Below are 14,735 nucleotides of genomic sequence, written 5' to 3' on the forward strand. Positions count from 1 at the left end.
CCAATACAATTAATTCTCTTGTAAACAATCTAACATCTAAGTTATACCTTTGACGCTTATATCATATAAGCGCTCCATCATAAAACATTAGTTCTTATCATTACACTTAATAATGAGTATGTCAAAATTACATTGCATTCAATTTATTTTATAAATTTTAACCCTCCTTAACAAAAAAGTCAAGGAGGGCTATAATCACTAATTTGTGAAAAATTTATGTCCTACATATTGCACACGTGTCATCACTAAAGACAACTTGACATGCACCATTTATAGCTATATTATTTTGCACCCGGCTTGCCAAGGAGTCTAAACATATTTGCCTTGTAGAATTCTACACCCGGCTGGTCAAAAGGATTGATGCCAAGCATATAGCCACTTACTCCCACCGCAAATTCAAAGAAGTAGAAAAGTTCGCCAAGGTGGTACTCTGTCTGCTCAGGTATTTCGATGAGAAGTGTAGGCACATTTCCATCCACATGAGCCGCAATAGTACCCTTCATAGCGCACTTATTTACATAGTCCATGGTCTTGCCTGAGAGGTAGTTAAGGCCGTCTATATCATTCTCAGCACTCTTAAGTGTAAAGTCTCTTCTAGGCTTTTCCACAACAAGAACAGTCTCATACATAAGCCTTGAACCGTCCTGAATGAACTGTCCCATGGAGTGAAGGTCTGTAGTAAGGTCTACAGAAGCAGGGAAGATACCCTTCTGGTCCTTGCCCTCGCTCTCTCCGTAGAGCTGTTTCCACCACTCTGATATGAAGTGCAGACTTGGCTCATAGTTTGCAAGGATTTCAACATTCTTTCCTTTTCTGTAAAGGATGTTTCTTATGGCAGCATAACGAAGTGCAGGATTCTCACTAAGGTCATTGTTTAAGCAGATTTCTCTAAGGTGGGCAGCACCCTCCATAAGCTTGTCTATATCAGCACCGCTGGCTGCGATAGGAAGAAGTCCTACAGCTGTAAGCACTGAGAAACGTCCGCCTACATCATCAGGGATTACGAAGCACTCATAGCCCTCTTCGTCTGAAAGAGTCTTAAGAGCACCACGTGCCTTGTCTGTGGTTGAATATATTCTCTTAGCCGCCCCTTCTTTTCCGTATTTCTTCTCTGTAAGCTCTCTAAATACTCTAAAGGCTACGGCTGCCTCAGTAGTTGTACCTGACTTTGAAATTACATTTACAGAGAAATCCTTATCTCCTATAAGGTCAATAAGCTCCTCAATGTAAGCACCACTCATGCTATTACCAACATAGTAAATCTGTGGAGCCTTACGCTTTTCCTTAGGTAAGTCATTGTAGAAGCTATGCTTTACGAAGTCAATAGCCGCTCTTGCTCCAAGATAAGAGCCGCCTATACCGATTACAAAAAGGATGTCAGAGTCATTTCTAATCTTCTCAGCCGCCTTCTTGATTCTTGCAAACTCTTCCTTATCATAGTTGACAGGGAGATCTATCCAGCCAAGGAAATCCTTTCCGTCACCGGTTTTCTCCGTGAGTCTCTTTGCCGCATCCAAAACTGCAGGCTTAATGCTTTCCACCTCGTGGTCGCCTATGAATTTCTGAGCATTTTTGTAACAAAAATATAATGTGTCCACTGCAAAACCCTCCTTGTTTTATTGCATTTTTTAACTACTTAGCCATTATCATTCATCATAAATTCAATGAGTTTCTTTGTATCCTCAGGCTCGTATGCAACTATTTCCATTTCAGGGATTGTTCCTGATGAGAAAATGTTGGCTAAGGACACATACTGAGATAACTTTGACTTAAGGTTCAATCTGTCTCCCTCATTTGTTACAAGCTCTATCTTGCCGCTGCACTTGTCCACCAGCTGAAAGAACTTATCGATGTTGTTGATATTTGTAATCTTCATGTTCTTCCTCCTATCGTTTTTTGCAAGTCAAAGATAATACATTCTTTTGACCCTGAACATATATTTAAATTATCGGCTCTTATTAGAGATTTGTCAAGTTACCATTTGAGATTATATCTAATTCATCTTAGCCTCTTGCCTCTCTTATTTCTTCATTGATTTCGTCTAAAGACAAATCAGAAATTCCATATTCTTTTGCAATCTTACTTGCACGTTTCATCGCAGAAATCCCTTTGTTCTCTTTAGCCTCTTCTATCTTCATGCTAAATGGAATTCCCTTTTCCCTAATTAGCCTAGCTAAACAAATCCTAAAATATGATTGTAAGTCTATACCAAGTTTACTACAAATCTCTATAGCCTCAGTTCTATCGTTTTCATCTACCCTAAATTGTACTAATGTATTTACCATATAAATCGCCTCCTTTAAACAAATTATAACATTATTCGTTTACATATGCAATCATATGATTAATAAATGATGTGAAACAATTATTTACATCTCCGCATTTCCAAATTCTGAAAGCTTCAGCCCCTCATTACGCTCAAGCACTGTCTGGATGCTCCAAGGGTGAGTAAAGATGAGCAGTGGTCTGCCCTTCATGTCCTTGATGCGCTTTGTATCCATGGTGAGAGATAGCTTGTCCATATCCACATCCTTATTCTCTATCCAACGGATATGCTCATAAGGCAGAGTTTCAAGGCGGATCTCCACATTGTACTCCTGTAACAGCCTGAACTTAAGCACATCAAACTGAAGCTCACCTACAGCTCCAACAAGGATTTCCTCAAAGCCCTGACTGTACTCCTGGAATATCTGGATAGCACCCTCTTGGGCTATCTGCTCTATACCCTTTACAAACTGCTTACGCTTCATGGTATCCATCTGGCGCACCCTTGCAAAATGCTCAGGAGCAAAGGTTGGTATTCCTGCAAATCTAAAACTCTCATTTGTCGAGCATACAGTATCACCTATAGAGAATATGCCCGGATCAAAGATACCTATTATGTCTCCTGCATAAGCCTCTTCCACTATCTTTCTTTCCTGCGCCATCATCTGCTGAGGCTGCGAAAGACGGATTTTCCTGCCTGCCTGCACATGGTTTACTTCCATCCCTGCCTCAAACTTGCCTGAGCAGATACGCATAAATGCTATCCTGTCCCTGTGCATCTTGTTCATGTTTGCCTGAATCTTAAATACAAAGGCCGAGAACACATCAGAGCGTGGATCGAGTTCACCCGTGTCAGTCATTCTTGAAGAAGGTATGTAGGTCATCTTAAGGAAGTGTGTAAGGAAGGTCTCCACACCGAAGTTAGTTAGCGCAGAGCCAAAGAATACAGGGCTTAATTCACCCTTGCTTACCTTATCCTGGTCAAACTCAGGGCAGGCTCCATCTAGAAGCTCAAGCTCCTCCATTAGCTTCTCATAGTTATCATTGCCAAGAGAAGTCCTTGCCTCCTCATCCTTTATATTAAAATAACTTGTCTCAACTTCCTTAGCACCTGCATTTGCAGCCTTAAACTCCATAACAGTCTCAGTATTCCTGTCATATACACCCTTAAAGTTCTTACCACAGCCTATAGGCCAGTTGATAGGACAGGTCTTGATACCAAGTATGCTCTCTATCTGATCCATAAGCTCGAAGGTGTCCATAGCCTCACGGTCAAGCTTGTTTACAAAGGTAAATATAGGAATGTGGCGCATAACGCAGACCTTAAAGAGCTTGATGGTCTGAGCCTCCACACCCTTGCTCGCATCTACCACCATGACCGCAGAGTCCGCCGCCATAAGAGTACGGTAGGTATCCTCTGAGAAGTCCTGATGTCCCGGTGTGTCAAGGATGTTGATACAATAACCATCGTACTCAAACTGCATAACTGAAGAGGTTACAGATATACCTCTTTGCTTTTCTATTTCCATCCAGTCAGACACTGCATGTCTGCTGGTTTTTCTAGCCTTAACAGAGCCTGCAAGGTTGATAGCCCCTCCGTAGAGCAGGAGTTTCTCTGTAAGTGTTGTCTTTCCCGCATCGGGATGTGAAATAATCGCAAATGTTCTACGCTTTTCTATTTCTTTTACTAAATCAGACATATATTTTCCTTTCAACTAAATCTCTCTAATAAACCTCAAGCAAAAATATAAATCCCACCACTTGATGAGTTTTTGACGCACGGTTTATATTATAACAGCTATGGCAGAATTTTTCACTAAAAATTTTAAAAGTCTTAGAGGGCTGCTATAATGCAACCCTCCATAATTCTAATTTGCTTTTTTTCTCTTCTTTTCTTTTGGACTTATCTTGATGTCATAGGTCTCCGAATATCCGCCTTTTTTAGCACTTACTGTAACACTTACTGTTCCCGCGGCCTTGGCAGTCATCTCTCCAAACTTTGAGATAGTCATAAGGTCTTCATTGTCAACCTCATAGGTAAATTCCTCGTCCTTATCCTTTGAGAATAAAACATAAGGCTTTATCTTTGACTTCGTACCCACAGTTAGGCTCTTATCTATGGAAACCACCATAAACGGCTTTCTCTGGTCTGTATCCCTAAGCTCCTGCTTGGTTACATCATTGTTATCATTTTCCATTAACACGTATGTGCCTGAGCTGTAGGCATAAAAGCGGTAGAGATTGTTTGCCACCAGTCCGCCAGTCTGCTGTACCATTATCTTCTTCCTGTCAGGAGTAAAGTATACAGCTACCCTAGCAGGGTCAAACTCATCAGGAATCGTAAGCTCCGCAGTCAGATACTGGTTCTCGTCAAACTGAAAGCTGTCGATATCCATTTCAAAGGCAATGTACTTCTTAGTACTATTCACCCTCTTTATGGCAGACTTTATAAGGTCATCCTCCAAATCTTCCGTCTCAAGCTTGATATCTTCCCTTACAAACTGATCCTGTATAAATGCAGTAAGTGTAGAGCTGTAATCCCCTCCACCTACCGTAGACTCAAGAGTTCCTACGCCTGCAATCCTTCTTGCAAATGCCTCTACAGTGAAGGTCGCAGTCTTGGCACCATAGTTTACCGTAAACACATTGTCTCCCACCTTACTTGCGGTAGTTGACATAATGGTATAGTCTTCAACATTGCTGCTGCTTCCGTCATTATAGGTAGCAGTCACAACCAGCTTCTTGCGGTCTAAGGACTCGTACTGCTCCAGTGCACCTCCATTGTACACAGCCTCAAGCTGAGTTACCGTTTTCGCTGTAACAGGAACATAGATGGTGGCTGTAAGCTTTTTATAAGTGACTATAACCTCTTGCATCCCAACTGTGTTCATTGTTTCCGTAGAAATGTCAAAATCAGATATGGTCTTATTGGTTCCATCGGGATAATAAGCAGTAACCAAGATGCCAGATTTACTTATCTTGCTTCCCTCTATCACAGTTCCACCATTGTATGTGGCGGTGATATTGGTAGGGAGTATCTCCGTACCCTTGATTACTACTGTATCATTAAAGCCCTTGTAGGAGACAGTGATTGTATTGGCTCCTACCTCTTTGACCGTATCCGGAGATATGGTAAAGCCCGCTGTTATGGTTTCTTTTGTCTTGTCGTTGTTGGTAAGCTCAATGGTTATCTTGGAAAGGTCAATCTTGCTTCCCACAACCAGGTCAGTCCCTGTGTACTTGGCAGACATCTTCTCAGCAGTTTTTGCCACTCCGTTTACTACGAACTTGCCCTTAAGATTGCCGTAGGTAACTGTGACAGTATTCTCACCCGGAGCCTTCACCTCCAGATTGTCAAATGAAAGGTCAGAGGTCTTTACAGCCTTTTTATCATTGTTGGTATATACAATGCTCGCCTTTATCTTCTTAGTGTCTACAATCTGCCCAACTACAGGGTTTTTATCTCCTGAATATATTACTTCAAGCTCTTTTTCTCCATAGCCCTTGACTTGAACATTGGTTTTTCTCCCCTTGAATTCAACAGTTATATTGTTGTTTCCGTCAGCCACTATGGCCTCAGGAGAAATGGTAAACTGGTTATGGCTGATAGTCCTTGTAGTCTGTGTACGGCCATTAGGTGTAATCACCCCATATACCACACTCAGGGTAATCTCACCTTTCTTTATAGCATCTCCAACATGATACTTGCTTGCACCATTCCAAGTCGCCTCCATCTTATCAAAGGTCTCATTGGTTTTAGGTATAGTGATTTTATACACCAGCTCTTCGCCTGTCTTTGTCTTAGCTGTATTGTCATAAGTTATGGCAAGCTCAAATGCACTCTTTGCATCAATGGGAACTGCATTAAGAGAAAGCTTTATATGGCTAAGCTCACTCTCAGAGAGCGGAACAAACTTCTCCTCCCCGTCATAGCGAATAGTAAACTTAAAGTCTGTTTTACTAAGCGCAGTGCCTACAAGTACATCGCCGTTTTCATTCTTAACTCCAATATATTCAGCCGAAAGCTCAGCTATCTTCTTGTCATCTTCTGCACTTACTCTAAGTGGTGCAGACAAGCCTATAATCATAACAAAGCAAAGTAAAATTGATATGAACCCTTTAATTCCGGTATTCCTCATAGCAAAATACTCCTTTCCAAAATTTCCTATATCTAATTATATCGGCATATAGTAACCAAGTTATTATACATTTTGGCAAAACTTTTATCTCTTTATAGTCTATCCTTACAAATGCCGGTTTAGCATGAGGTTTTCATTTAGTACTTTAGAATTTCATTGAAATTTCAGCCCAAAAAGGCTATAATATTCATTAGTTAAATTACATCTTTATCCAGTAGAAAATCAATAACATTTATATTCAAGATGCCATTATCATCATACCAGCGCTTTCCAATATCTTTTCTTACTACAATTTTGGGGAAAAAGTCACCTGTAAGCGCAAAAGGTCTTATTTCTATCTCAGCTTTTTCATCATCAGGCATCGCATAAGCCGACTGTATATAAGTCCGCTTCCCTCCTGAGTTTACCACAAAATCAATTTCTCTCGGAATACGAACTGAATTTCCATTGTCATTAACGGCTCTTTGATATACAACTCCGACATCAACTAAAAACTGCCTTATATTTAACTCGTTATATATAAGGTTCTCCATTATATGCGTCATTTCCTGTTGACGAAATCCTATCCTTGCATTTCTAAGGCCTATATCCTCGCTATAATACTTGTTTGAAGAATCAAAGTACGACTTTCCTTTCACATCATAACGCTTGCTTTCCGAAAAAAGAAAGGCATCTTCCAAATGTCCGATATATGTACGAATCGTATTGGCTGACACGCTATAGCCTTGCTTAGACTTCAAGGTATTAGCAATTTTAGTTGGATTGGTTAATGAGCCAACAGACGAGCACAGCAAGTCAAGTATTTGTTCAAGCACATCCTGCCTCTCTATTCTCTTTCGTTCAACAATGTCCTTAATATATACTTCTTGGAATAGAGATTTAAGATAGTTCATCTTCGTGGCATCGTTAGGTCTTGACAAAATAAGTGGCATCCCACCATAGAAGGCATATTCATCAAAAGCTTCATTTTTATCTCCACCAACGGCAGAGTAATATTCAGCAAAACTAAGCGGATGTACTCTTATTTCATCACTTCGTCCTCTAAACTCTGTAAGAATGTCGCTTGAAAGCATTTTTGAATTGCTTCCGGTTACATATACATCTAAATTTGATAGACCTCTCAAATCATTAAGCGCATCATAAAAAGTAATCCTTTTACCGTCAGGATTGTACGGGTTAGCCACCTCATCAGACATTTGTATTTCATCAACAAAGAGATAGTACTCCTCTTTACTTTTTTCTACCTTTTCTCTTATATACGATGAAAGTATAAGCGGATTGCGGTATTTAATATCTTTTGCAAGGTCAAGCTCAATTGTAATAATCTGCTCATCTTTTACACCATTCTCAAGCAGATAGCCTCTATATATATTTTTTAGCAGATAGGATTTGCCACATCTCCTTATGCCTGTGATTACCTTTACCAAGCCATCAAAATGGTATGAAATCAACTGTTGCAGATAACTATCACGTTTAATTTCCATAACCCCCACTCCATTCCATTGAAAATTTCCGCCCACTAAGGCTAATCTAGTCAATATTATATAACTATTCTTTAACATTTTCAAATGATTTTTTATTAGTCAGTATATACATAAGACAAGCATTTGGTGTTATAATAGGATTTGAAATAAAGTCCCTATACTTCATCAATCTGCGAGTGACTTCTCTATAATTTTACCTTGCAAGATTGATAACTATGAAAGGAGCCTATTATGAAGAAAAAACTAATTGCACTTGTACTACTCTTTGCCCTGTTTTTTAGTACATTACCTCAAGGTGCTGAGGCTAAGACAAAGCAAAAAAAGCTTGACTACAGCAATATGCCTTACCTTGATACCCTTATATACAATAAAGACTTTAGGAAAAACGGTGTTTACAGTGCGTCTAGGAAGTATTTAAAGCTTATAGAGGAGGCTGCTAAAACCGGGAAAATAACTGATGAGTTTAAAAAGGCTGAATTATATTTTGACAAGGGTTATGGCTATGAATTTACATATACAAATGACTATGGTCCCAATTTTTACGGTTCACTATCTGACAAAGGGCTTGCTTATTTTATGGACAGGATAAAGCTTAAATATACTCCAATTTATTTGGAAACAGACTTTAGTGAACTTCCTTATGAGTTTGATGATACTGTAGAAGTGAATAAATCATTAAAATATATAAGCTTAAAAATATTGCAGGACAGAAATCCAGAGGCCGATGAATATGATTGTAGTATGGAAGATAAAATAGGAAATTCCATTGCATCCCGCATGAAGTTTATAAATGACAATGCTATTTTACCTAAGAATTTTCTTAAGGATTTGAGGAAAAGACTGTCTATTAATAGGATTTATAGTCTATATATCAGTAATTACAAGAAATATAAAGAACTTCATAACGACAACAAGTACCTGTATTACAAGAATGAAAAAGTCCCTGCTCCTTGGAGGGCTGATAATTTTTTTGTAACTCCTATAGTCATAGGCGGATATAAGAAAGGATTTAATCCAAAGACAGATAAATACCTAAATATCTTCTGTAATGCAAACTTTACATATAATGATGCCATAACTTCGCCTCCTGATATCAAGGCATACATATACGACAAATCGGGTAAGCTTTGTGATACATTAAAGCCTTCATATCAATATAAAAGTAATTATCTTGGCTCATTTATATTCACTATAAAAAACACAGCCAAATATCTTGAAAACGGCAAATACAAGGTAGTGGTTAAAATGAAGGCTAAAAATGGCAATAATAAGCTCTATGCTGAAAAATCTGCAAAGTTTTTAGTTACAAGTAAAAATGTTTACGGAAGTTATAATAGAGTTCCTATATATCCTGCCAATGGTTCTGACAGTCATGCACTTAAGACAGTTGGCGCTAAATATTTTAAGAATATAGAGAATACTACCAATACAAGGCTGGCTTATAATATTTATAAGTTCGTTTTAACTTCTAAGACAATTGATGTAGATGATAAAGTATGGAAAAAATATCATTCAGTTTATGATAATAGCAAGCTGTTATATGATTCATTTTGTAAAACTGAATGTTTATGCAGATTTTCTTACAATCTCACTAGATTGCGTTATTACTATGTCTTGAAGCATGACTTTGATTATGATTTAGCATTGGATGGCTTTTTATATTCACTCGGAGTGCCTCCACAGGAAGTTACAAAATACTGTAATCATTACCAAGGAGGTAGTTGTTCCGGATTCACAATACCATTCCGGCCAATGTAATCATCTTGAATATCTAAGATAAGGCTGCCTAATGTGGCAGCCTTATCTTAGATATTATTATTTGTTTTCGTTAGGTATAATTATTTCTTTGGATGCTAACTCCCAATTTTCAACAGTATAGATTGCATCCCAGTTATTTACTGTCTTTGTCTTTGTTATCATCTTTCCATTTACTTTTACTTTTTCTATTATTACCTTACTCTCATTTACAGAGAATACTAATTTTTTATCAACTATATACATGCTTTCGATTTCAAATTTTTTAGCCTTTGTATTTGTAAATGTGACATGCCCTACATAAGTGCCACTTTCATAATGATACTTAAAGATATGGCTTTTCGTAAATTCCTTGCTTTTATCATCCTTTTCCGCAACTATAAAGTATAAATACCCATCTTTATAAAACATGTCCTGTGCCTCAGTATTATCAGCTTTAATTTTCAGCGTATCCGGATATGTAAATGTCTTCATTTTCTCAGCGCTGTACTCAACTGTATCTGTTATCTCGCTTGAAAAGTAAACTCTCTGCCTCGCGTAACTGTCGCCTTGTCCACTAAAGTGCACTATGAACTGATTGTTTCCTACAGCCGCAATTGAGCTGATATCGGCATCGTCTGAGTTAATGTCTATCTTTGTTCCCGCTTCATGCTTAGTACCTTTTAGCTTCGTAGTAGATAACTTAATAATATAATTCTCATTTGTGCCTACATAAAGGTAACCATCGCTTAAAGTGAGGCTATTGGCATGTCCTAATCTTACATACTTATGAATACGTGAAGGATTTACAAAGCCATTTGTTTTTTTAGCTCTCTCATAATCATTTATTACATATAAACACTGTTTCTCATCATCTGAGCTTGATTTAACACAATATAATGTTCCATTTTCATCAATTGCTATTCCACCCATATTGGTATAGTCTTTATTATCATCAATTCTATATAATAGTTTCATATCACTCATAATCTTTCTCTCCTTAATCATTGTTCTTTGTTTCCCACTTCTTTCATTGGGAGTAATTTCATATCTTCATTTAGCTGTCCATTGCCTATTAAAGCTATATAATATACGTTTACATAGCTGGTGCTCTTATAGAGCAAAATCCTTTATTACTAAAAGCTCTTGATTTCACCTTTAACCACCTCCTTCTACTTAGTAGCCTTGGCGGATGGATTAAAAGGACGTTTTGGATATTTTTTTATCATTTCCATTAAGTTCAGCTACATCAGTCATGCCTTCACTAATAATGTAAGATACAAGTGTTCCAAGTGCTGATATAATGGCCGCTACATGCTCTATTGTAAGACTATTAATATTTAATACAGTCAGCATTGCAGTTGAAAAACCTATAATTGCAACCCAAAACTTTCTCGATGTTAGTTTTCTTCTCCAATCAACCTTAGTTTCTTCAACATTTTTAGATACTTTCATTTCATCATTTCCTTTCTTTAATTTAAATTACAATTTTCTTCAACTTCTATTGGGAGATTCATAAATCTTCGATGCATATCATCCATTACTCCATTTTCTCCCAACACATGGTACTGTTTATACATATTCTCAACTGTCTGGCGGTCTGAATAATTAACATAACCCTGTTTAAAGAATTCTCTGTACAAATATAAAAGCCTCTCCCTCAAAAGTGCTTGCACGCCTAACTGTAAGGCTTTTGTCTGCTTATCACTATTTTTGATACTTTTTAGTATATTTAGCCAAAATCCTCCTATCAAAGACGGTATCCCAAATAGCGCGAACCAATTAAATAACGTCACTTTATCACCTCCCTTCTTTAGTTTGATGCCCCGTTCACAAATACAAAAAGTACATTTTTAATCCATATTACTTCCTACTTAATAGCCTTAGATAAAGCTCTAAAAGGACGTCTTCAAATAATTATCTTTAAGTTTTTTTATTGCCCTTCTATAGCGATGGCTGACATTGTTCGCAATATCTCCCGTCAAATCTGCATATTCTCCAACTGACATCCCATCAAGTGCTATAGCAATTACCATCTCTGCTGTACTTTGCTTTAGAATTCCGCGTATTTTCTGGCACACTTCCTCATACTCCCAATTATCGTTTCTTTCCATCTCTTCTTTACAAAATATAGTTGAATCTTTTACCTCATCCATTTGAGGTTCGAGGATAGCATCATCATCTTCTTCACTACTTCTTTTACTGCTTAGTCCTCTATGCCTTTCAAACTTGTGCAGATTATTGTATTCAGGTTTATTGAAACCCTCATCCCAAGCATCCTGAATAAGTAGTTCCAGTTCTTTCTCAGACAGGTTTTTATCACATTTTAATGATAAGCTTTCCATCAGTTCTTCAGCTTCCTTTGAGTTCAGATTTATTATCTGATTTTTATTTTCATATCTGACTATAAGTTGCATAATATGTACTCCTTTCTTCTAAAGAATCTCTAGAAGCGGAACACATAAAAAATCTGAAAATATTAAGACAACACCATATTGCAAAGCCAAAAATGAGCATAGTAAAATACGGTGGATACATCTTCATCTTTTATACAGTTTTAATACTGTATAGATTCTCTATGTATCCCGCCGTCCTGATGGCCATCTCGGACTTTGAGATTAATATTTATTGGGTAGATAATTTAGTAATTGGGTGCTATAATAGAATGTGAAATAGATAGCTTATACTAATCTTTCTACCTTTTTCTTTGATACAATTAAATTATAATTTATCAAGTTGGTATAATTGGTTAGCGTAGTATAGGAATGGATATGGGAGGATATTAGATGCAATTTATTGAATTTGCCCAAAAGTTATCTCAAGTAATAAGAGCTGGCGCAAATACCTGTATGTTTACTAAAACCATTTTAGAAGCCATCACTATTGAAGATGGACATGATATACTTGATGACTATGCAGAGAGTACTTATAAAAGTTATTTTAATGGAAAAAATGAAATTAGTGGTATTTCTAAGAAAATAGCTGTTTATGTCAATCCTAAAGAATTTATAAAATACCTAAAAACATTCCCTAAGAATACAAATAAACAGTTATATAATATTTTTAAGGATGACATAGATGATATAAATCCATCAAATACTTACGAGAAAATTGCGGAATTGTTTGCAAATATAATTATTGAAGCCTCTGGCACAAAGAAAAATACAGTTAAAGGAAATAAGAAATGTGATACTTATACGCCATTAAAGTTATCTCCTAATGATATACCTAAACGCTTACCAATAACGCAGACATTCCAAAAGTATCTTAATGATGCTTCAGTTTACTACTCTACAAAAAAGACTCTACTGTTTGCTGAAAAACCTTGCCCTTTTTATGACTTATATGTCTGTAATGACATTAGGCGTAATAAGCTATTTGAATCGGGAGAATCTATAAGCGGTGTCACTGTTGAAAAGTTAGAGCAGGAAGCAAAGTATATTATTATCCAGGGACTAGGCGGGATTGGAAAATCTATGCTGATGACACATTTGTTTCTTTCTTCTGCTAAACAAGTCGAAACTACGGGAAGCATTCCCCTGTTGCTTTCGCTAAAAGATTACAAAGATAGTGATAGTAGTATAGTTGACTTTATACTCAAATCTGTAAATGAATATGATTTGAGTATCTCTAAAGAGGATATTATTGATTCCCTAGTGCAAAAACGTCTTATTCTTTTACTTGACGGTCTGGATGAAATACAATCCTCCATAAGAGATACTTTTAATCAACATTTAGAGTCACTACTAAAAGCATATTCCGGTAATACTATAATTATTACCTCCCGTCCTGTTCATATGTTCATTTCCTATTCTAAGTTTACAATCTTTGATATACAGGATTTAACTAAAGAACAGGCACTTGAACTTATAGGAAAGTTGGACTTTTGGGACAAAGAAGGCAAAGCTAGTTTTATGATAGCTTTAGATAGGAATCTTTACAGTACTCATAAAGAATTTGCCAGTAACCCTCTCCTATTAACCATTATGCTTATGACCTATTCCTCTTTTGGAGAGGTTCCTGCTAAAATGCATGTATTCTATTCAAAAGCATATGAAACTATGGCTCGATTGCATGATGCCTCAAAGGGTTCATTTAAGCGTCCATTACATACTAAGCTTACTCCAGAAGAATTTGCAAAATATTTTGCACAATTCTGTGCCAGAACATATATGGACGAAGTCCTTGAGTTTGATTCTTTACATTTTACAGAGTATATGAAAAAGGTTTTAAAAACTGCCGATCCAGAACATCGAAATATTTTACCTCGTGATTTTTTGTTGGATTTAACAGAAAATCTGTGTATTATGTATAGTGAAGGAGAACGATACTATTTTATTCATCGTTCTTTTCAAGAATATTTTACAGCTGTTTACTTTGCGTCTGAATATGATACTAACCTTGTTAAAGTAGGAAATTATTTTGAAAACTTAAGAAATCGTTCCTATACGGACAGAACATTTGACATGCTTTACGATATGATTCCTCAAAAAATAGAACGTTTTATATTTCTTCCATTTTTAGAAAAACTAATAAGTGGTTTTGAAAAAGAAGGGGAAGGAGAATATTGGGAGTTTTTAAAAACCATATATCCTGTTCTTTACTTTGAAGAGGGAGATGTAGGAGTTTCTTACTTAAACATTGCAAGCTCATTTTTATATCGATTTATTATATATAATAAACATTTAGGCGTTGTATCAAAGCTTGATTATTGTGAATGGCCTAGCGAAATATATGAATTACCAACCAGAAATTGGGTTAATGCATATAGTAATTTTTTGGTTGACGAAGCCTATGATAGATTACCGGATTATGATTCTATCCCTCACAGCCTTCTCCTGTCAACTGAATTGGTTGAAGAGGATGAGCTTCCTTCTCTCTATTCTGACTATTTTGGAGAGCCGAAAGTGGAAGGTATGACAATTGATATTGAAATTTCTGAACTTATAGAAGAGCCTGAACAGTATATTGCGCTAAAAAATTATATGGAGCAGGATGACTTCCCACTTTGTCGCGAGTATAGGAATATTAAAAACTATTACCATAACTTAAAGAAACGTACTAAGTTGGAAACATCATCCGAAGACCTATTCGATAATTAAGAAAGGACAAT

Annotated in this window: 12 protein-coding genes; 2 read left to right on the top strand and 10 right to left on the bottom strand. The window is 36.8% G+C overall.

What is annotated here, in order from left to right:
- Nucleotides 1–281: 281 nt before the first annotated feature.
- The 6 genes from ACO6HM_RS00125 to ACO6HM_RS00150 all read right to left on the bottom strand — a co-directional run bounded on the left by ACO6HM_RS00125 (nucleotide 282) and on the right by ACO6HM_RS00150 (nucleotide 7,888).
- Nucleotides 282–1,598 (bottom strand): glucose-6-phosphate isomerase, encoded by a 1,317-nt coding sequence (locus ACO6HM_RS00125; protein WP_485389194.1) that lies wholly within the window; start codon nucleotides 1,596–1,598, stop codon nucleotides 282–284.
- A 38-nt stretch (nucleotides 1,599–1,636) separates the two neighbouring features.
- Nucleotides 1,637–1,876, bottom strand: a complete 240-nt coding sequence (locus ACO6HM_RS00130; protein ID WP_485381091.1) for a polya polymerase — start codon at nucleotides 1,874–1,876, stop codon at nucleotides 1,637–1,639.
- Nucleotides 1,877–2,003: 127 nt separating this feature from the next.
- The gene (locus tag ACO6HM_RS00135; protein WP_485389195.1) at nucleotides 2,004–2,285 is read right to left on the bottom strand and encodes a type II toxin-antitoxin system RelB/DinJ family antitoxin; all 282 of its coding nucleotides are present in this window, start codon (nucleotides 2,283–2,285) and stop codon (nucleotides 2,004–2,006) included.
- An 84-nt stretch (nucleotides 2,286–2,369) separates the two neighbouring features.
- Nucleotides 2,370–3,965 (bottom strand): peptide chain release factor 3, encoded by a 1,596-nt coding sequence (locus ACO6HM_RS00140; RefSeq protein WP_485389196.1) that lies wholly within the window; start codon nucleotides 3,963–3,965, stop codon nucleotides 2,370–2,372.
- Between the two features lie 168 nt (nucleotides 3,966–4,133).
- Nucleotides 4,134–6,404, bottom strand: a complete 2,271-nt coding sequence (locus ACO6HM_RS00145; protein WP_485389197.1) for a bacterial Ig-like domain-containing protein — start codon at nucleotides 6,402–6,404, stop codon at nucleotides 4,134–4,136.
- Between the two features lie 194 nt (nucleotides 6,405–6,598).
- Nucleotides 6,599–7,888 (bottom strand): ATP-binding protein, encoded by a 1,290-nt coding sequence (locus tag ACO6HM_RS00150; protein WP_485389198.1) that lies wholly within the window; start codon nucleotides 7,886–7,888, stop codon nucleotides 6,599–6,601.
- A 231-nt stretch (nucleotides 7,889–8,119) separates the two neighbouring features.
- Between ACO6HM_RS00150 and ACO6HM_RS00155 the strand changes: the two genes are divergently transcribed.
- Nucleotides 8,120–9,646, top strand: coding sequence for a hypothetical protein (locus ACO6HM_RS00155; protein WP_485389199.1), 1,527 nt, complete (start codon nucleotides 8,120–8,122; stop codon nucleotides 9,644–9,646).
- A gap of 57 nt (nucleotides 9,647–9,703) precedes the next feature.
- Here ACO6HM_RS00155 and ACO6HM_RS00160 read toward each other — a convergent pair whose 3' ends face one another.
- The 4 genes from ACO6HM_RS00160 to ACO6HM_RS00175 all read right to left on the bottom strand — a co-directional run bounded on the left by ACO6HM_RS00160 (nucleotide 9,704) and on the right by ACO6HM_RS00175 (nucleotide 12,039).
- A complete protein-coding gene (locus ACO6HM_RS00160) occupies nucleotides 9,704–10,609 on the bottom strand; it encodes a hypothetical protein (RefSeq protein ID WP_485389200.1) in 906 nt (301 codons plus the stop codon).
- Nucleotides 10,610–10,819: 210 nt separating this feature from the next.
- Nucleotides 10,820–11,077, bottom strand: coding sequence for a hypothetical protein (locus ACO6HM_RS00165; RefSeq protein WP_485389201.1), 258 nt, complete (start codon nucleotides 11,075–11,077; stop codon nucleotides 10,820–10,822).
- A 17-nt stretch (nucleotides 11,078–11,094) separates the two neighbouring features.
- A complete protein-coding gene (locus ACO6HM_RS00170) occupies nucleotides 11,095–11,418 on the bottom strand; it encodes a hypothetical protein (RefSeq protein WP_485389202.1) in 324 nt (107 codons plus the stop codon).
- Nucleotides 11,419–11,517: 99 nt separating this feature from the next.
- Nucleotides 11,518–12,039, bottom strand: coding sequence for a hypothetical protein (locus ACO6HM_RS00175; protein WP_485389203.1), 522 nt, complete (start codon nucleotides 12,037–12,039; stop codon nucleotides 11,518–11,520).
- Nucleotides 12,040–12,408: 369 nt separating this feature from the next.
- Here ACO6HM_RS00175 and ACO6HM_RS00180 point away from each other — a divergent pair, with 369 nt between their 5' ends.
- On the top strand, nucleotides 12,409–14,724 hold the full coding sequence (locus ACO6HM_RS00180; protein ID WP_485389204.1) for an NACHT domain-containing protein: 2,316 nt from the start codon (nucleotides 12,409–12,411) through the stop codon (nucleotides 14,722–14,724).
- Nucleotides 14,725–14,735: the final 11 nt, after the last annotated feature.

The sequence above is a fragment of the Catonella sp. genome, from assembly GCF_057250765.1.

Excerpts from the sequence above, each read along its gene's own strand:
- ACO6HM_RS00135 (WP_485389195.1), bottom strand. The coding sequence starts at position 2,285 with ATGGTAAATACATTAGTACAATTTAGGGTAGATGAAAACGATAGAACT.
- ACO6HM_RS00150 (WP_485389198.1), bottom strand. The coding sequence starts at position 7,888 with ATGGAAATTAAACGTGATAGTTATCTGCAACAGTTGATTTCATACCAT.
- ACO6HM_RS00180 (WP_485389204.1), top strand. The coding sequence starts at position 12,409 with ATGCAATTTATTGAATTTGCCCAAAAGTTATCTCAAGTAATAAGAGCT.
- ACO6HM_RS00140 (WP_485389196.1), bottom strand. The coding sequence starts at position 3,965 with ATGTCTGATTTAGTAAAAGAAATAGAAAAGCGTAGAACATTTGCGATT.
- ACO6HM_RS00155 (WP_485389199.1), top strand. The coding sequence starts at position 8,120 with ATGAAGAAAAAACTAATTGCACTTGTACTACTCTTTGCCCTGTTTTTT.
- ACO6HM_RS00145 (WP_485389197.1), bottom strand. The coding sequence starts at position 6,404 with ATGAGGAATACCGGAATTAAAGGGTTCATATCAATTTTACTTTGCTTT.
- ACO6HM_RS00160 (WP_485389200.1), bottom strand. The coding sequence starts at position 10,609 with ATGAGTGATATGAAACTATTATATAGAATTGATGATAATAAAGACTAT.
- ACO6HM_RS00130 (WP_485381091.1), bottom strand. The coding sequence starts at position 1,876 with ATGAAGATTACAAATATCAACAACATCGATAAGTTCTTTCAGCTGGTG.
- ACO6HM_RS00175 (WP_485389203.1), bottom strand. The coding sequence starts at position 12,039 with ATGCAACTTATAGTCAGATATGAAAATAAAAATCAGATAATAAATCTG.
- ACO6HM_RS00165 (WP_485389201.1), bottom strand. The coding sequence starts at position 11,077 with ATGAAAGTATCTAAAAATGTTGAAGAAACTAAGGTTGATTGGAGAAGA.